Below are 16,778 nucleotides of genomic sequence, written 5' to 3' on the forward strand. Positions count from 1 at the left end.
TGGTAGATACATTATCCTCATTTACTTCTTTGGATTAAAAAGGTTCATACTTTAATCCCTAGCATATTATTTTTCTTTTAACATTGAATACTTTCGATAAGCTCTATAAAAACTGCTGCCAAAGAAAACAACCATAAGTACGGGAAGAGACCTCAAAAGGACAAATGGCGTTTCAAATAAAAGTGCCTTCCAAAACAATGAACCTTTCATACTCCAAAGACCTTCAGTTAAATATAATCCCGAATCCTTGTAAATCGAATAAGAAAAAAACAAACACAGCATACCCAACCAAAATGAATAACCCATTAATCTTTTATAATAATTACCCTTTGATTGGCGATCCGAGAAGATTTCATTTTGATTATCTTCTTCTTTTTGCCAATACTGTTTTCCACCCAGCCGGTACCCCACTATATGGACCCAACCAAAATCATCATAAATCGCTTTGTATTCTTTGAACTTTTTCTTTGGTAAATAATCTTGATAATCAAGTCGCATAACATATCTATTGTCCGTTTTTTCGAAAGTGTATATCCCCAATCCACTAATATTTGTACAGCGATAGCCCTTTTGCAGTTGCTCGTTCAGCCATTGTTCTTCTTTTTTAATATCAAAAAACATGTTAAACATCTTCATTTGATTCATCCCTTCCGTACAAGGATAAAATATGCAATAGCCTTTCTTGTTCCATTTTCAAAATGGCGCTTCCTTCCACAGTTATCATATAAATTTTTCTCCGACCTGAATTTCCAACAGATTCAATCCAACCATGTTTATTCAAGTTTTCAATCGCACCGTATAATGTACCAGCCGCTAAAATAACGGTACCATTACTTATTTTTTCTATCTTCTGCATTACGGCATAGCCATGGAGTGGCTCACGTAGAGCTAATAAAATATAATGCATGGTTTCAGACAACGGCAATAATTTATGTTTCATATTCTTACCCTCTATTCAGTTTAACTATATAGTTTGACTTAATAATAATGTAATACAGTTCAACTGAATAGTCAACAGCATTTTTAAAATTTATCGAAGGAACTTAAAGTAAAACCTTTATAATTAGGCAAAAATTTAATCTAAAAAAGTCGATTTCCTTTACGTTGGGAAATTGACTTTTTGTGTTCATTTTATTTAAAGTAACGGATAATGAAAGAACTTCTATATTATTTTGGTAAATTAAGCTGCCAAGATACCCCAAAACGATCAACCAGCCAGCCAAATTTCTTACTGAAACCATAATCGCCAATAGGCATAAGGGCTCCTCCACCATCAATCAATTTTTGATAAAGATTTTCAATTTCCTCTTCTGTATCGCAAATGACATAGATTGAAAATGAAGGTGTGAAAGAAAACTCATGTTTTATATTACTATCAATACACATAAATTCCTGCCCTTTTAATGCAAAAACTGCTTCCATCACAGTTCCTTCTTCCCCAGCTTCATTAGCTCCATAACGAACGATACTTTTAATTTCTGAATCCTCAATTAACGATGTGTAATAATTCATCGCTTCCTCTGCATTTCCCTCTTGAAACATTAAAAATGGTGTAACTTTTGACATTTTATCCACCTTTCAATAGTATATATAATTCTTGCAGATGATCAGCCTTTATAGCTGATAGATCCAGTTTCAACTAGTTCTTTAAGTCCCATAAACATTAAGTTCCAGCCATGTTCAGATCCATCATGATACTCTCCTAGAGCTTTTTCCATATCTGCCTTTGTCCAGTTTTCTTCTGGGGCAACGTGTATAAGCTGGGTAAAAGTCATTTCACAGCCTGCAGAAATTTCTTTTAACTCAACAGTTATTGTATCTTCTAACTCACTAAATTGAGGCATTTTAAAAGTAAATACCAATTTTTTGGGAGGATCAATTTCAAGGTACTCTCCTACTGCTCGATAATCCTTTCCATCTCTATGGTCCACGATTTCCCAAGTACCTCCTGCTTTGGGGTCATTCTTTGCGACCTTATTCGTCCCTTCTAATGTAAAAAACCACTTTTTCATCATTACAGGATTCAACCATGCGTCAAAGACCCTTTCAGGTTTTACATTAAATTCTCTTTTCATTGTTAATGTTGTAGTTGAGATGTTGTTCATAAAATTCCCCTTCCGATGTTTTAGTGTTCTTTCTTCTTCGCTTTCATTAACTCACTTTCCAGAAGGTCAAAACGATTGCTCCAGAATTTCTCATAAAAACGCAGCCATTCAGTAGCTTGAGATAATGATTCAGTATTTAAGTGACATATGTGAGTTCTCCCATTTACGCTCCTTTCTACTAAATTTGCTCTCTCAAGAACCTTAATATGCTTTGAAATCCCAGCAAGCGACATATCAAAAGGCTCTGCTAATTCAGAAACTGTCCTTTCTTTTTGCGCCATCATATGAACCATTTCTCTTCTTGTTGAATCAGCTAAAGCATGAAAAATGTAATTTAAATTATCATTATTATGGTTAACCATGTAGTTAAATATATCAGATATATTTTTCATATTCAACCATTTGGTTAAATATAAAACATTTCAATTTCTCTTATTTCCTATTTACTAATGAAGTGTAATTTTAGATCTTCCATAATATGGCCCGATTGTTGAAAACAAATTAATCAACACTCTTTAATTATCCTGATATTTAAGACAATAGGAGCCGCCATATCGACAACTCCTTGTTCCACTATCTAGCCTATAGTTCCTATAGTTGAACTAGCATTTTTGTATGAAGCTATATTAATTCTTTCCTGTTTACTTAGGATACATTTAATTCCATATAGATTCTATACTTAAAGCCCTTCGTCTTTGAAAAGCTCTCCTTTTTTCTCTCCATTTCTGTAAAACCTAATTTTTTATATAATCGTAAGGCAATTTCATTTGTATCCACGACTTCTAAAATATAACGATGATAATCCTCATTCTCTAATACATAACTCATCAGAGCGGTTGAAACTCCTTTACCTCTCGCTTTTCCTGTGGTGGCAACACATTCGATATAACCGGTGTCATCTGGGTAGGACAACTTTTTATTAAACTCATTTTTCATAAAATGATACGCGATACGCCCTTTAACATGACCAAATGAGTTTCTTAATATAGTTTTATCAATTGTCACTGCTCGTTTTTGGTTATTAGAACAAGCAAGAATTCCAACGATTTCTCCATCTAGAGTAGCAAAGTAAAAAACATCTGGGCAGACCATCTTCTCAAATGCATCAATTAGCTTATCTCGATCGCTTGAAAGAAACGCCAAATCTTTCTGATATCCATCAACAAAAACAGCTGCAAGCTCCCTGGATACATCTCTTTTACTCTCTCTCATTGATGTAACTTTAATATTATTGCTTTTCATTTAATTCCCTCCCATTAGTTAACTGACCGTCCGGTTTATTAATATTTATTTTAAAACCCCTTCTATTTTAAGGGGTACTATTTTTTAATATTCCTTTTAGGAAAATATCTATTGCACTCTGATAAAGCATGAGAAATTGTTTATCATTATAACCAACAAATTGTGTAATACTTAACCCTGTGAGCGTGCTGTATAAAATATAAGCTAAATCATCAGGTGATTGATCACTTTTAAATTCTTTCCAACTTATTCCCTCATTTATTATTTGGTAGAAAACTTCATACTCCGGTTTTATCAAATCAAATATCTTATTTTGCATCATCTTGTCTATATTTTCAGTGGCCATATATTCTGGAACAGTATGTGATAAAGTTTTTTGCATATCCGAAGCATAGTATTTTGCAAGCAGGTAAAGTTTCTCTGTTGATGTTTCAACCTTTTTCGCATGTTCTTCCCACTCTTTTCTCCAAACCTCTGAAGATTTTCCTACTGTATATAAGAACAACTCTTCTTTGTTTTTAAAGTGATAATAAATGCTGCCTTTGCTTATCTCACTAAACTCACGAATATCTTCCATTGAAGTTCCAGCATAACCTTTTTGCTCAAAAATAATCTTTGCCTTTTTAGCAATAAGTTCCTTCGTTTTTTCACCTTGACCTTTTGGTCGAGCCATAAACTTTTCTCCTTTACTTGATAACCGCTAATCATAAACTGACCGTCCGTTTTATTAATTGTAAAACAAGATAAAGTTAAATTCAAGTCCTTTTTCATGACAGCAGCCTTATTAAAATATAAAAAACTCATATTTGTATCTTGTTTCAGACCGCCATCAAAAGCATCCTATTTTTTCTTGGCCAGTTCCCACTGGTTCCCCCAAACTACTTGAAAGCCACCAGCTTTCTCAAGTCCCACACGAAAACCACCAACACCCGCAAATAATTCAATTGTATTCAACATAATACATACCACCATCCTAGAAAAGTTAAAATTCCACTTATTCTATGGGTTGTAGCGAATATCACAACGAACCTCAGACTTACTCGACATCAACCCATTTGATCTGGCCTTGAAATTGTTATAGATAAAAAGAACATAAAAAAAGAAGCAGTTCGTTTTTGTCACTCTCCTAACCATGCTGAATTACTGATTCTTACCGGTTTTTCTACTTAATTATTACTTCGACTTCATTCTTCAGATATGGCTCTTGGTAAATATACGACATATTCTTTTAATGCGAAACCGCTAGCTATAAAAGAAGTACCTAATAAAATAAATAAAATTGCTAATTTCAGATTCCTGTTTATTTTTCTCTTCCCCTTATATTTATTTTTTTACTTATTTTATTAGACTCTATAACAAGAGATAAGCATCAGCTAAACGACACCTACATTTCGTTAGTGCACCCGATAGGTGAATGATCCCACCTTACCACTCTGTAATTGTACAGATTGTTTCCCCATTGCATAAATTCGATAAAAAAGTAATTATAAAACAGATTCACGTATATTAAGCTTAGATTCTTTTCCAGATAATTTTATTGATACATCAACAAGTATTTCTAAAGGATCAACACAATATTGTTTTATCTCTTTTTTTAATTTTACAGATGATAATTCCGTACATCCTAATATGACACAAGAGCAATGTTCCTTTGTTACTAGATGAGTGATGATATCCTCCAATTCTTCTGGTTTATAATCCACATCGGCTTTAATATTGTAAATGATTTCCATTATATTTTTTTGATTCAATTCATCTGGGTGATATGGAATAAGTTGATGAATCAAGCATTCATTTTTGTAGATTCCAGTAGATATCGTCCCATCTGTTGCTAAGATAGCTACTTTACTACCTTTACCATATTGATAATAAATATGATTTGCAGTTTTCTCTATCATATTAATTATATTTATTGTAGTTATTTCCTGCATTTGTTTATAAAAATAATGGGATGTATTACAAGGTATTGCAATATTACTAACATCTGTTTTCTCTAGCAATTCAAAATCCTTTTTAATCGTTTCCAAGAAGTGAGATTCTCTTCCTTCAAGTATTGCTTCTGTTCTATCTGGTATTGTGGCGTGATTCAGAATAATCATATCGATATGTTCCTGATCTTTAGAAGCAACTGTATTTTTTATTGTTTTTTCATAAAAAACCTTTGTTGCTAAAGGTCCCATTCCACCTATAATGGCAAGTCGTTTATTTTTCATTATTACACCGCCGAAAGTTAGTTATCATATAAAAATGCGAGGTCTATAAAAATCAATCATTTAACAGCCCTATTAAAAAATTTACCCAACATCATAAAAGTAAATGAAAAAGCTGGTTTTGGGTCTTTCCAGTCCCAAATAGCATAGGCTTTTGGTCTAAACAAGGTTTTAATTACACCTGGGAAAGATAGTTGTTTCGTTTTAATATAATTCTTTACTGCCAGCACATCCTCAAATACATACCAAAAAGCTGTATTTGTATTATGTTCTACTGTTTTAGGTTCTACAGGATCACCGATTAATTCCCTATATGTAATATACGGGAAATTTAGTCCGACTTTATACAATAAGCTGTTAAAGTTAGTAATTCTAGCATTAATTTCAATTAAGTAATACTCTCCTGATTCAGCATCTTTTTTAAATTCTATTTCAGCAAAACCTTTATATTTAATATTTTCTAAAAATCTTGCACCAATTTCATAAAGTTCAGGAACATGTTTTTGAATAGTGAAAACAGATGCTCCAAAATTTATTGGATATTGCCGAAATTTATTACCTGTTGTCCAATGCGTTACTTTCGACTCTTGATTTAAATAAGTATCAAATGTATACATGTGATCATCAAAACCAGGGATAATTCTTTGTATGATAACTTCTAAATTTGCATTTTTTGCAAGTTCTATTTTTTCTTCCATTTCCTCTATGGAATGTACTTCAAATAGTTTTTTTCTAAATTCTTTAACAAAAGAAGGAGAATCAACTGGCTTTACCAAGCAGGGAAACTTAATGGTATCTTTTACTTTTTTATGTAAATTTTTTTCATCTGTATTAAGTGTTTCCGGAACATTTACTCCATTTTCTTCTGCTAATTTATGAAGTGTCTCTTTATTCATTACAGTACTATATAAACCTTGTTCTGTTTGAGGTATTAAATAATATTCACGAATTTTATCCAGGTGTGCATCAATAACTTCTAAATAGGAATCATGGCATGGAATAAGTACCGGCTTTTTATCTTGTTTTTTTGCATATTCAATTAAAGTAAAAATAAACTTTCCTGGGTCTTTTTGATAATGAGGAACTATAATTTTTTCAGAGCAATATTTTGACTTAGCACCATATCTATTTTCCTCCGAATAGTCCGCAGCTACAGTATGAATACCATGAACACCTAAGCATCGGATTGCGCTTAATCCAATATAATAATTACTTCCTAAGATAACGACTTTATTTTTCATTACATTCAACTCCTTATATTAAAATTATTCAACATTTAAGTTAGTAAATGTTTACTGCACACAATCTGTCGCATCACTACGATTTCTTGTTATTCCATATGCCGTTCGCAGCGCATATAATCTACATAGCCGTCGTAAAGTGTGCGGAAAGCCTGTTGATTCCTTTTTTAATTAATTTTATATATCTCTCTTGCAAAAGAACCAGTCCCTTCTCGTGAAATCACTCTACTATATATACCCTCGAAATAAACAAAAAGTTTTCCTGAAAGTTAATCTTTTTGTTTTAAATTTATTACTTTCAATATAATATTATTAAGATTCTGTGAATTTGGTTCAACTATCATGCGTACAGGGATGACAGAATGGGCAGAAGTTGCAGTGAATCCTTCCTTTGGTATAGCACCTGGGTCGGAGGAATCATGATTATTGGGAAATGCGTTTGGCATGTTTATGTGGACCCAAAATAGATTATTCGCTAACACCTACAGGGCAAAGTTTCGTTCCTTGAGCGGGATAACAAACATTTAAATTGTAATTAAAAGGACGTAAACCCGTCACTCCAAAGATTAAAAGGAAAGGGCTGGGACACTACCAGCCAAAGTTAACGTAAAAAAGGCTCCAATCACCAATTTTTGATGGTTGGAGCCGTTTTGGATTTGAGACATTCATGATATGGAGCATCCGAAATCGTTCCTCAGTTTGAACAAATACGATGTAAGTATCCCCCATTTTAAGGCTTTACCACTTTCCCATTCCTGGAATGAGCTGAATTCTTATTCTTCAAGAAACCAACCTAGAAATTCTGGTGACCTTTTTAAATCAGAGACATGTATCTCCATATGGTGAAGTAATCCTTTTGACAAGAAATAGGCCCTTTATTCTGCTAAACCACGCTGCAGGAAATAATATAAATTATTTTACGTTTACTCCATAATATTATATTTTCCCATCTGTTCTTGAGCCTGTTAAATTCCATCCTCAGTTAGATAGACAGGTTTCGCCCATTTCCTTTCTTATTAGGGAAAAGCACCATTACTTTAAGTACAATCTTTCACAATCTATTTTAATATGCAAAGAAAGTATTAACTGTTCAAATTTTAACACTCATACATGTCTTAATTAACATCTTACATTTAATTGTTTCACTGGGCTTTTTTATTAAATCTAGGTTTCGAGTTCCTAATAAGAGGAGAAAATGATTGGAAAAGAAGCCGATGATGGATGCGATTCCTAAAATACTGAGTCCGAAAAACAAAAGTCTTGAGATGGGGATAAAGTCTGACAATCTGCTAAAAGCCAATGATGCAATAGCAAACATGATTGAATAACCGGAAACGAGCCACGACGCTGTTGATGAATTTAAGGAAAAGTCTATAATTATAGAGGGCAATGCAACATTAAACATCGTCGTGTTCATTACTACGAGCAAGATGGTAAAACTCAAAATTAAAATAATCTTATTCTCTTGAATGGGTACCATGCTTTCTAATTGGGGAGAAGTAGTTGACGTCATTTGATCCCGTCCTTATTTTTAAAGTAATTAGTCGTTATCGTATTCGGACGACAACGACTAATCAACCTGCCTCACACAGGCAGGTTGATTCCATTCAAAATCTGTTTATAGTTTAACAAGCGTTCTTCCGCGTACTTTCCCTTCTAATATAGCAGCTAATACTCCGGGTAGTTCTTCTAATGAGATTTCATTCACCATCTCTTCATTTAAAGTTGTTGGTTTCAAATCATTCCCAAGACGATTCCAAACTTTTAAACGTTCATTTCTTGGATATTGAACCGAGTCAACACCAAGCCAATTTATACCTCGTGAAATATGAGGAAAAACGGTTGTGGAAACTTCACTGCCACCTGTGAAACCGCATGTAGCTACAGATCCACCATAATTCAATGTACTTAGAATGTATTGGAGAGTTTTCCCTCCTACAGGATCAACCGCTGCTGCCCATTTTCCTTCACGCACTGGCTGATTGTCGTTATCTACAATCTCATCTCGATGAATGATTTGTTTAGCGCCTAATCCTTTCAAATACTCTTCTTGGTCTTCTTTTCCTGTACTCGCCACAACTTCATAACCTTTTTTAGCTAAAATATTTACCGCAACGCTGCCTACGCCTCCTGTTGCACCAGCTACTAGAACAGGTCCATGGCTAGGTTCTAATCCATTATCTTCTAGTCTTTGAACGGCTATTGCAGCAGTTAATCCTGCTGTTCCAAGAACCATGGATTCCTTTAAAGATAACCCTTTCGGAAGAGGAACAACCCACTCTGCAGGAACACGTGCGAGTTCACTATAGCCGCCAAAATGACCTGTTCCTAATTCGTAGCTCGTAACAATAACTTCATCACCTTTTGTAAATCGTTCGTCTTTTGAATCAATAACCGTTCCAGCTAAATCGATTCCTGGCACAACAGGATAGGAGGATACAAACTTATTTAGGATAGCCACTGCACCATCTTTAAAGTTTACGCTAGAATAGGCTACTTGAATGGTTACGTCTCCTTCTGGAAGGTCTTCCATACGTAATTGTTTAATTTCTAACTTGGTTTGATCATTTACTTTATCTAGTACCATCGCTTTGAAATTATTCATTTTATCATTCTTTCCTTTCTCTTTTATGATTGGAATTCCCTTTTAAAACCATACACGTACTCGTTGAATGTGCAACAAGACTCTTTTTTTCATCATAGATATGGCATTCCAGCAATCCAATTGTGCCGCCCTTTTTTATTATTTGCCCCTCAGCTCTCAGTTTCGATTCAAAAATAGGTTTAAGGAAATTCAACTTAAGTTCCACCGTCGTAAACAGTTCGTCCTCAGCAAGCGTACTAATAAAAGATAATCCCATCGCAGCATCAGCTATATCACCCAGTATCCCACCATGTAACGTGCCCATCGGATTATGCAATCTTTCAGAAGCTTCTATTTCAATAACGACTCTGCCTTCTTCAGCCTCTACCACCTTAAAGCCAAGTACTTGCGCAACAGGAGCACCAGGTATTTCACCCGTCATCATTTTCTTTATTCTTTCTAAGTGACTCATTATCCACAACTCCTAAACAATTAATTTTACTTTTAGGTACCGCTATTTTTGAATAATTAAATTAAGCTTTTAGAAACGGATAATCTACATAACCTTGTGCACCACCGGCATAGAGCTTATTTAAATCCGGTTCATTTAGGGGGGCACTTTTCTTTATACGCTCAATGAAGTCTGGATTAGCTAGTGCCCAAATCCCTACTGTTGCAACATCTGCTAGACCATTATCCAAATCCATTGTAAGTTGTTCAAGCGGACGTCCCGCTCTATTTACCAACAGTGGCTGCGTCCATAATTGGCGTATTTCTTGTAATAAGGGTTCATTGCCAAAGTGCATAATATGAAGATAAGCCAAATTAAGCTTATTTAACTCCCCTATTAAATAACGATACATCTCAATATTTGTATCGCCTTCCTCAATTCCGTTCAATGTTCCTTGAGGAGAAAACCGAATTCCCGTTTTTTCCGAACCAATTTCATCAATGACTGCTTTAGTCACTTCAATTGCAAGTTGAGCCCGGTTTTCAATTGTTCCACCATAGGTATCTTGCCTGAGATTTGAGTTTTCACTAAGGAATTGTTGAACTAGATATCCATTTGCCCCGTGAATTTCAACTCCATCAGCTCCAGCTTCAATTGCTGCGGCTGCAGCTGTACGAAATTCTTGAATGACTTCTTTTATCTCATTTCGACCTAATTCCCTAGGAGTCGGGATATCTTTCTTCCCCTCAGCTGTATACATTTCTACTCCAGGTGCAATAGCTGAAGGTGCAACCGGCTGTCGATGATGAGGCGTATTGTCAGGATGTGATACCCGCCCTACATGCATGAGCTGAATGAATATGCGAGCCCCTTCATTGTGTACGCGACTCGTTATCTTCTTCCAACCTTCTATGTGAGATGGTGTATAAATCCCAGGTGTATTTAAGTACCCTTGGCCATCATCTGAAGGTTGTGTACCTTCACTTATGATTAAACCGAAAGAAGAACGTTGACCATAATATTCAGCGGCTAGTTCTCCCGGAGTACCATCAGGTAAAGCTCTATTTCTCGTCATTGGTGACATACCTAAGCGATTTTTCAATGTAGCGTCTCCAATACGAACCTCTTCAAATAAATTTTTCATTTTAATTCTCCTCGTTTTTGTGTTCTTAACCACGTAATATCTATAACTAAATGTCCACTACTCTCTTAAATTACTTAGAATCAAGAAATTGGTTTACATGTTTAGCAAACTGTTCTGGATATTGAAATAGATGCCCATGACCAGAATCAGGATAAATAATCAGTTGTGCGTTTGGTAAATTTTCGGTAAGAATATAGCTGTTTTCGGTCGGAACCATAACGTCTTGAACACCGTTTGTCACAAGTACTGGTTGTGTAATCTTCTGTAACCAGTCGTATTTTTGATTAGAATCCTGTACGCCCCATTTTGCAAGTGCTTGTAATTGCGCTTCTTGTACTTGATCTGAACTTTCAACCTGTTTCTGATTCATGATTCTTTTTAGAGACTCACGTCCCAATCTCTCGTAAAGGAAATAATTTATTCTATAAGTACACGTACAATTTTAATTGAAATAATTCGAGAACGAACATTCTCAAAAAAATAAAAAAAGAAAGCTTAATCCAATATAGACAGTGTCATATCGATAATACTTTCCAATTTTTCTCTATCATCGCTTGTTTTCACTAGTACTCGCAATCCCACTAAGGAATTATGCATAAATTGGGAGAGCTTTTCCGCATCATGATGATGGGATATTTCTCCTAATGTTTGACCTCGTAGCAATAGCTCGTTCAGTAGTTTTTCAGTCTTTGAGAAACTATCAACAACTTTCTCTGCTATTTCTTCATCATGCAGGGACAATTCAACTGCTGTATTTACTGTTAAACAACCAATAGTGTTTTTTTCATTTCTATAAATTGCAATCTCAAATAAACGCCTGATGGCCTGTTTAACCGAATTCAGTGGCTTTACTTGCGAATCTATCTTGATCCCTATTACCTCATCATAGCGATCCAAAGCTCTCATAAATAATGTGTGCTTATCGCCAAATGTATCGTATATGCTTCTGCGATGGATGCCCATATGCGTGACTAAATCTTGTATAGATGTTTTTTCATAGCCTTGCTCCCAAAAGAGTACCATAGCTTTTTGTAATACTTCATTTTCATCATATTCTTTGATTCTTGCCATCCAATCCCCCTCCTTTCGAACAACTATAGCAGCTTCTTTAGTACCTCGTTTAAAAAGCTTTAAGTACTTAGATGCTCGTTTCGAGAACGGTCATTCTCATTTCTCCAAAAAAATATTGCTTATCTATTACCTATATACTTTACGATATCATTTAGAGAACGATCAATCAATAAATAACTCCTGAAAATTATTATGTCATTTCCCTATGCTTTGGAACTATCGGATAGTGATTTTTCTCAATTTATATTACTAATCTGCCCATTTAATAAATTAAACAAAAAAGGGTACTAATCCTTCTTTTAGGATTGCACCATTTACTTTAAGTACACTAATTCACAATCCAAATTATAATTTTAACATAAATTTCCAATTCCTTAGCTATTTATCAGAGGAATTCGCTAAGTTATTAGGGAGTTGTTCTGCTAAATAATGAAGTTGACACAAATTTATGTCATCTTGGTAAAATAAGTGCCAAATAAGGAGCCATTTTTCTTTCTTTTTTGTAGATAGACATTGTTAAACCAACAAAAATTAGCAATCCATTTTATATGCTAATTGGATTGCTAAAAGGTTTGTTATTTTATGTTTTGTACTATTAAACTTAACCCGTTAGATGATGGCACGCTACTCTCTTATATTTATTCAGTATGAAGTAACAATTGATCTAAATCCATTATTTTAATTTTCTTTTTCGGTAACTGTTTAATCAATCCAAGTTCTTCTAGAGTAGTAAATTTACGGCTGATTGTTTCTGGTGTGGTACCAAGATACGAGGCTAAACCCTTTTTGGACATTGGTAAGATAATCGTTGGACTATTGCCACTTCCCTTTTCAACATTCTCAGCTAAAAAGGATATAATGCGGGTTTCTACATTTTCAATCGCTACTTGTGTGGTTTGTTTTTCAGAATCCTTCAAACGCATCGTTACTTCTGACAGTATTTTTAATGAGATCTGCGGATATTCCACCAAATACTCTTGTAAATCCTCTCGTTTAATTAAACAAATGGATGTATTTTGTAGTGCTTCCGCATAGTTCTCATGAATACTTCCAGGTTGGAAAATGGCGACTTCACCTGTAAAATCACCGGGATTTAAAATGCGAACAAGTTGTTCTTTTCCAGAATCCGATAAGCGGTAAATCCGAGCCTTACCTGAATTGATAATATATAAGGTATCATCTTTCTCACCTGCACGGAATAACATTTCCCCTTTTTGTAGATGAAGTGTCTTGGCAGATTCCGCAATCAAATCCATTTGTGAGTCTTCCAGATGGTTGAAAATGGGAACAATACGAATACATTCTGCATGTCCATGTTGGTGATGACAACATTGGTTTTGTTCCAAAATAACCTCTCCTTTTTATAAAAAGCCTAAGAGGGCATCTTAGGCTTCCTTTCTATTCACTCGATTAAGCAGGTTTTACCTTTGATTTGACAACAGGATATCCTAAGTCTTCAATTGCCTCTTCGATATCGTTAATAACGACTGCTTCTGAATCAAAATCTACTTTTACTTTACTAGCATTGAACATTACCTTCAAGCTATCTTGATTCACACCGTTTATTCCTTTCACCGCATTTTCAATCTTTTGGAGACAAGATGGGCAAGATAAGGTTTCTAATTGAATCGTTGCTTTTTGCATAAATCATTTCTCCCTTCATTTTTTAACGACCGTAAACCAATTTATTCTTTTGTTTTTGGGTTACTTTTAAGCCTGATATGCTTTGTCTACTTCTGATAACATTTCGTAGGTGCCTGCATATGTTTCACATACATCTCCAGGAATGGCGTAGTTGTCTGTGATTTTTCGTAACTGAGCAAATTCAACATCCAAGTCTGGTTTGTTTGCACCAGCATCTTTTACCTTTTTACTGAGTTTTTCAAATAGTTCACGTACTTCAAAGGCTTCTGGATGGTTCTTACCATGGGCCCGTGTAATCGCAGTAGTGTATAAATCCAGTTTTTCAAAATGGTTTGTTATTACTTCGTTAAATGTTTGTTCAGACATTATTATTTCCCTCTTTCTATATATAATTTTTGTTATGTGTGTTTGTCTTAGGCAGATTTTACTTTTGATTTAACAACGGGATATCCTAAGTCTTCAATTGCCTTTTTGATATCGTTAACGGTGATCGTTTCTGAATCAAAATCTACTTTTACTTTACTGGCATTGAATAATACTTTTAAGCTATCTTGATTAACCCCATTTAATCCTTTCACCGCATTTTCAATCTTTTGCATACAAGATGGACAAGATAATGTTTCTAATTGAATAACTGCTTTTTGCATGAATTATTTCTCCTTTCATCTTATCTTTGACTTTTTTGTTTCCCCTCTTCTTCTTTACAATTTAAGTATAGCTGAGGTTCAACGAAATGAAATTGACGCAAATCAAGTTTTAAGAAAAAAGTAGGGGAGTATTTTGTTCTTCCTACCTGAATACTTCCCCTTTATCATTCGTCAAGACCGCTTTCTATTAAATTTATCCTCTCAAACGGTATCGAAGCAATCTCATACCATTCAAGATGACTACTAAGATACTTGCTTCGTGAACCAACATCCCGATTGACATATTCATCCATTCACTAAATAGTAGGCTAGCAAGTAAGACTAATACCACACCAACTGCTATGGTGATGTTCTGTTTCATGTTTCTTGAAGTTAATTTTGTTAAGCCTAATGCGTGTGGTAAACGACTAAAGTCAGAATTCATTAAAACGACATCCGATGTTTCAATTGCAACATCTGTTCCACTTCCCATTGCGATTCCGATATCTGCTAAGGCTAATGAAGGACTATCATTCACTCCGTCACCGACAAAGGCAATGAGTTGGCCTTTTGCTTGCATTTTTTCAATATATGCGGATTTTCCTTCTGGAAGCATATGACCGTGTGCTTCTGTTAATCCAAGTTCTCGAGCAACTAAATCTACGGTTCCTTGGTTGTCCCCTGAAAGAACGACTAGGTTTTTGACTCCAAGTTTTTTTAGGTTTTGAAGATCTTTTTTAACACCTGGACGGATTTGATCCCGAATACCCATCAGAACTTTTAATTCTCCGTCAACCGCAGTTAACACAAGAGAATTCCCATTTTTCTCAAAGCGTTCGACGTCTTTTTTAGCTTTTTCGCTTAATTTCACATTTTCTTTTTCCATTAAAGCTACGTTACCAACGGCTATACGATGAACACCTATTTTTGCTACAATTCCGCCACCTTTAACGACTTCGGTTTCTTCAACAGTATAGAAAGTTGTCTCGCCAATATCCTGTAAGACAGCTTTTGCTAGTGGGTGGTCCGATTCGCGCTCCACACTTGCTAAGTATCCTAGAATTTCTTCAGTGTTGTTGCCGTAAAATTCTTTTTCGGCAACTTCAGGGTTTCCTACTGTCAATGTTCCCGTTTTATCAAAAACGATAGTATCTACTCTGCTAAAGTCATTGATAACTTCACTACCTTTTAGGAGGACACCATTACGTGCACCGTTTCCGATACCGGCAACGTTGGATACAGGAACCCCGATAACTAATGCACCTGGACATCCTAAAACAAGAATCGTGATAGCTAGTTCAATATCTTTTGAGAATAGCCAAACAATAAAACCAAGGACTAAAACAGCTGGTGTATAATATTTAGAGAATCGATCAATAAACCGCTCTGCTTCTGATTTGGAATCCTGTGCTTCTTCCACTAATTCGATAATTCTACCAAATGTTGTATCTTCCCCTACACGGTCAGATCGAATTTGAATCGTTCCATTTTCTAAGATTGTTCCCGCAAATACTTCAGAATCGACCCTTTTGCTTACTGGAACAGACTCTCCGGTAATACTTGCTTCATTGATGTGACCTTCACCTGTTAACACGGTTCCATCTACGGGGACTTTTGCACCCGTTTTGACTAATAAAATGTCACCTTCATCTACATCATCGACATCAACTTCTTCAAATTCTCCATTTTCCATTTGCTTTAAAGCACTTTCTGGTGCCAGCTCTGTTAATTCTTTAATGGCAGAACGTGTTTTGTTCAAGGTACGTTGCTCCAAGTAAGAACCAAATAAGAATAAGAAAGTAACGATGGCTGATTCCTCATAATTTTGAATCAATACTGCCCCAATTACTGCAATGGTAACTAAAACATCAATACTGACAACTTTTACTTTTAATGCCTGAAAGGCTTGAATCGCAATTGGTGCTACACCAAGAATAGATGCAATGATGAGCGACCAATTGAAAATGGCCATGTTGTCTAAGGAAAATCGTCCGAAGAATGCAAGTGCAATCAAAATTGCACTGATCAGTGTAATGGAATTCTTTTTACTTAATATATATCTTTGCATGTTGATTCCCTCCAATTTCATTTTCATTTGTATTCCTTGTTGATGACTCTAGTATAGGATGTTTCTATGAAATAAAAATTGATTAGGATCAAGTTCTATTGTAAAAGTGAAAAATTATAAAAGAACAGCAAAACAAATCCAACTGTTTTACTGAATAACTGAATAACTGAATAACTCTTATATATTATCGAACATACAATCAAAAAAAATCATTATATTGTACATTCTTTATTCAGCAGGCTTTAGAAAAGCATTATAAACTGCAAATCGAGTAGGAGGGGGTGACTAACCCCCGACCTCTCACACCACCGTACGTACGGTTCCGTATACGGCGGTTTCATTTAGGTCCAACGCATGGTCTGATATCGCTTGGATAGACTCTTCAACCCTTG

General features: G+C 35.0%; 20 protein-coding genes and 1 pseudogene. All 21 read right to left on the minus strand.

Translation table 11 applies throughout. From position 1 onward, the window contains the following. Positions 1–66: 66 nt before the first annotated feature. Positions 67–636 carry a DUF2812 domain-containing protein gene (locus tag CIL03_RS18990; RefSeq protein ID WP_094887445.1) on the minus strand — a complete coding sequence of 190 codons (570 nt, stop codon included), beginning with the start codon at positions 634–636 and terminating at the stop codon, positions 67–69. Further along, on the minus strand, positions 623–940 hold the full coding sequence (locus CIL03_RS18995; RefSeq protein ID WP_094887446.1) for a PadR family transcriptional regulator: 318 nt from the start codon (positions 938–940) through the stop codon (positions 623–625). Before CIL03_RS18995 ends, CIL03_RS18990 begins: the two co-directional genes overlap by 14 nt. A gap of 227 nt (positions 941–1,167) precedes the next feature. Beyond that, positions 1,168–1,566, minus strand: coding sequence for a VOC family protein (locus tag CIL03_RS19000; protein WP_094887447.1), 399 nt, complete (start codon positions 1,564–1,566; stop codon positions 1,168–1,170). Positions 1,567–1,607: 41 nt separating this feature from the next. Next, positions 1,608–2,105 carry an SRPBCC family protein gene (locus CIL03_RS19005; protein WP_094887448.1) on the minus strand — a complete coding sequence of 166 codons (498 nt, stop codon included), beginning with the start codon at positions 2,103–2,105 and terminating at the stop codon, positions 1,608–1,610. 20 nt (positions 2,106–2,125) lie between these two features. After that, a complete protein-coding gene (locus tag CIL03_RS19010) occupies positions 2,126–2,497 on the minus strand; it encodes an ArsR/SmtB family transcription factor (protein WP_240508161.1) in 372 nt (123 codons plus the stop codon). 253 nt (positions 2,498–2,750) lie between these two features. Further along, positions 2,751–3,347 (minus strand): GNAT family N-acetyltransferase, encoded by a 597-nt coding sequence (locus CIL03_RS19015; protein WP_094887449.1) that lies wholly within the window; start codon positions 3,345–3,347, stop codon positions 2,751–2,753. A gap of 67 nt (positions 3,348–3,414) precedes the next feature. After that, complete coding sequence (locus tag CIL03_RS19020) at positions 3,415–4,020, minus strand: TetR/AcrR family transcriptional regulator (RefSeq protein WP_094887450.1); 606 nt, start codon at positions 4,018–4,020, stop codon at positions 3,415–3,417. Between the two features lie 173 nt (positions 4,021–4,193). Then, positions 4,194–4,304 (minus strand): annotated as a pseudogene (locus CIL03_RS19665) (DNA cytosine methyltransferase); the annotation flags it as partial. A gap of 527 nt (positions 4,305–4,831) precedes the next feature. Then, positions 4,832–5,560 carry an aspartate/glutamate racemase family protein gene (locus tag CIL03_RS19025; protein ID WP_094887451.1) on the minus strand — a complete coding sequence of 243 codons (729 nt, stop codon included), beginning with the start codon at positions 5,558–5,560 and terminating at the stop codon, positions 4,832–4,834. Between the two features lie 56 nt (positions 5,561–5,616). Further along, positions 5,617–6,798 (minus strand): carboxylate--amine ligase, encoded by a 1,182-nt coding sequence (locus tag CIL03_RS19030; RefSeq protein ID WP_094887452.1) that lies wholly within the window; start codon positions 6,796–6,798, stop codon positions 5,617–5,619. A gap of 1,090 nt (positions 6,799–7,888) precedes the next feature. Beyond that, entirely contained in the window at positions 7,889–8,311 is a 423-nt protein-coding gene (locus CIL03_RS19040) for an MFS transporter (RefSeq protein WP_094887453.1), read from the minus strand. 105 nt (positions 8,312–8,416) lie between these two features. Continuing rightward, entirely contained in the window at positions 8,417–9,403 is a 987-nt protein-coding gene (locus CIL03_RS19045) for an acrylyl-CoA reductase family protein (protein ID WP_094887454.1), read from the minus strand. 4 nt (positions 9,404–9,407) lie between these two features. After that, positions 9,408–9,854, minus strand: coding sequence for a PaaI family thioesterase (locus CIL03_RS19050; RefSeq protein ID WP_094887455.1), 447 nt, complete (start codon positions 9,852–9,854; stop codon positions 9,408–9,410). 61 nt (positions 9,855–9,915) lie between these two features. Continuing rightward, positions 9,916–10,977, minus strand: a complete 1,062-nt coding sequence (locus CIL03_RS19055; protein WP_094887456.1) for an alkene reductase — start codon at positions 10,975–10,977, stop codon at positions 9,916–9,918. A gap of 70 nt (positions 10,978–11,047) precedes the next feature. Further along, entirely contained in the window at positions 11,048–11,347 is a 300-nt protein-coding gene (locus tag CIL03_RS19060) for an alpha/beta fold hydrolase (RefSeq protein WP_094887457.1), read from the minus strand. 125 nt (positions 11,348–11,472) lie between these two features. Then, a complete protein-coding gene (locus CIL03_RS19065) occupies positions 11,473–12,048 on the minus strand; it encodes a TetR/AcrR family transcriptional regulator (protein WP_094887458.1) in 576 nt (191 codons plus the stop codon). A gap of 638 nt (positions 12,049–12,686) precedes the next feature. After that, positions 12,687–13,394: a Crp/Fnr family transcriptional regulator gene (locus CIL03_RS19070; protein ID WP_094887459.1), complete on the minus strand. Its 708-nt coding sequence runs from the start codon at positions 13,392–13,394 to the stop codon at positions 12,687–12,689. Positions 13,395–13,458: 64 nt separating this feature from the next. Further along, positions 13,459–13,692, minus strand: a complete 234-nt coding sequence (locus CIL03_RS19075; protein WP_066189344.1) for a heavy-metal-associated domain-containing protein — start codon at positions 13,690–13,692, stop codon at positions 13,459–13,461. 66 nt (positions 13,693–13,758) lie between these two features. Then, positions 13,759–14,058: an iron-sulfur cluster repair di-iron protein, ric gene (locus CIL03_RS19080; RefSeq protein WP_066189342.1), complete on the minus strand. Its 300-nt coding sequence runs from the start codon at positions 14,056–14,058 to the stop codon at positions 13,759–13,761. Positions 14,059–14,105: 47 nt separating this feature from the next. Next, positions 14,106–14,339: a heavy-metal-associated domain-containing protein gene (locus CIL03_RS19085; protein WP_066189340.1), complete on the minus strand. Its 234-nt coding sequence runs from the start codon at positions 14,337–14,339 to the stop codon at positions 14,106–14,108. A gap of 193 nt (positions 14,340–14,532) precedes the next feature. Next, a complete protein-coding gene (locus CIL03_RS19090; RefSeq protein WP_066189335.1) occupies positions 14,533–16,386 on the minus strand; it encodes a heavy metal translocating P-type ATPase in 1,854 nt (617 codons plus the stop codon). Between the last annotated feature and the right edge of the window lie 392 nt (positions 16,387–16,778).

This window comes from Virgibacillus indicus, assembly GCF_002266285.1.
GTDB classification, from domain to species: Bacteria; Bacillota; Bacilli; order Bacillales; family Amphibacillaceae; genus Virgibacillus_K; species Virgibacillus_K indicus.

Bases quoted from the DNA above. Each gene is read 5' to 3' on its own strand.
- CIL03_RS19055 (WP_094887456.1), bottom strand. From the start codon at position 10,977: ATGAAAAATTTATTTGAAGAGGTTCGTATTGGAGACGCTACATTGAAA.
- CIL03_RS19050 (WP_094887455.1), bottom strand. From the start codon at position 9,854: ATGAGTCACTTAGAAAGAATAAAGAAAATGATGACGGGTGAAATACCT.
- CIL03_RS19090 (WP_066189335.1), bottom strand. From the start codon at position 16,386: ATGCAAAGATATATATTAAGTAAAAAGAATTCCATTACACTGATCAGT.
- CIL03_RS19045 (WP_094887454.1), bottom strand. From the start codon at position 9,403: ATGAATAATTTCAAAGCGATGGTACTAGATAAAGTAAATGATCAAACC.
- CIL03_RS19085 (WP_066189340.1), bottom strand. From the start codon at position 14,339: ATGCAAAAAGCAGTTATTCAATTAGAAACATTATCTTGTCCATCTTGT.
- CIL03_RS18995 (WP_094887446.1), bottom strand. From the start codon at position 940: ATGAAACATAAATTATTGCCGTTGTCTGAAACCATGCATTATATTTTA.
- CIL03_RS19005 (WP_094887448.1), bottom strand. From the start codon at position 2,105: ATGAACAACATCTCAACTACAACATTAACAATGAAAAGAGAATTTAAT.
- CIL03_RS19025 (WP_094887451.1), bottom strand. From the start codon at position 5,560: ATGAAAAATAAACGACTTGCCATTATAGGTGGAATGGGACCTTTAGCA.
- CIL03_RS19030 (WP_094887452.1), bottom strand. From the start codon at position 6,798: ATGAAAAATAAAGTCGTTATCTTAGGAAGTAATTATTATATTGGATTA.
- CIL03_RS19015 (WP_094887449.1), bottom strand. From the start codon at position 3,347: ATGAAAAGCAATAATATTAAAGTTACATCAATGAGAGAGAGTAAAAGA.
- CIL03_RS19020 (WP_094887450.1), bottom strand. From the start codon at position 4,020: ATGGCTCGACCAAAAGGTCAAGGTGAAAAAACGAAGGAACTTATTGCT.
- CIL03_RS19075 (WP_066189344.1), bottom strand. From the start codon at position 13,692: ATGCAAAAAGCAACGATTCAATTAGAAACCTTATCTTGCCCATCTTGT.
- CIL03_RS19000 (WP_094887447.1), bottom strand. From the start codon at position 1,566: ATGTCAAAAGTTACACCATTTTTAATGTTTCAAGAGGGAAATGCAGAG.
- CIL03_RS19065 (WP_094887458.1), bottom strand. From the start codon at position 12,048: ATGGCAAGAATCAAAGAATATGATGAAAATGAAGTATTACAAAAAGCT.
- CIL03_RS18990 (WP_094887445.1), bottom strand. From the start codon at position 636: ATGAAGATGTTTAACATGTTTTTTGATATTAAAAAAGAAGAACAATGG.
- CIL03_RS19010 (WP_240508161.1), bottom strand. From the start codon at position 2,497: ATGAAAAATATATCTGATATATTTAACTACATGGTTAACCATAATAAT.
- CIL03_RS19080 (WP_066189342.1), bottom strand. From the start codon at position 14,058: ATGTCTGAACAAACATTTAACGAAGTAATAACAAACCATTTTGAAAAA.
- CIL03_RS19060 (WP_094887457.1), bottom strand. From the start codon at position 11,347: ATGAATCAGAAACAGGTTGAAAGTTCAGATCAAGTACAAGAAGCGCAA.
- CIL03_RS19040 (WP_094887453.1), bottom strand. From the start codon at position 8,311: ATGACGTCAACTACTTCTCCCCAATTAGAAAGCATGGTACCCATTCAA.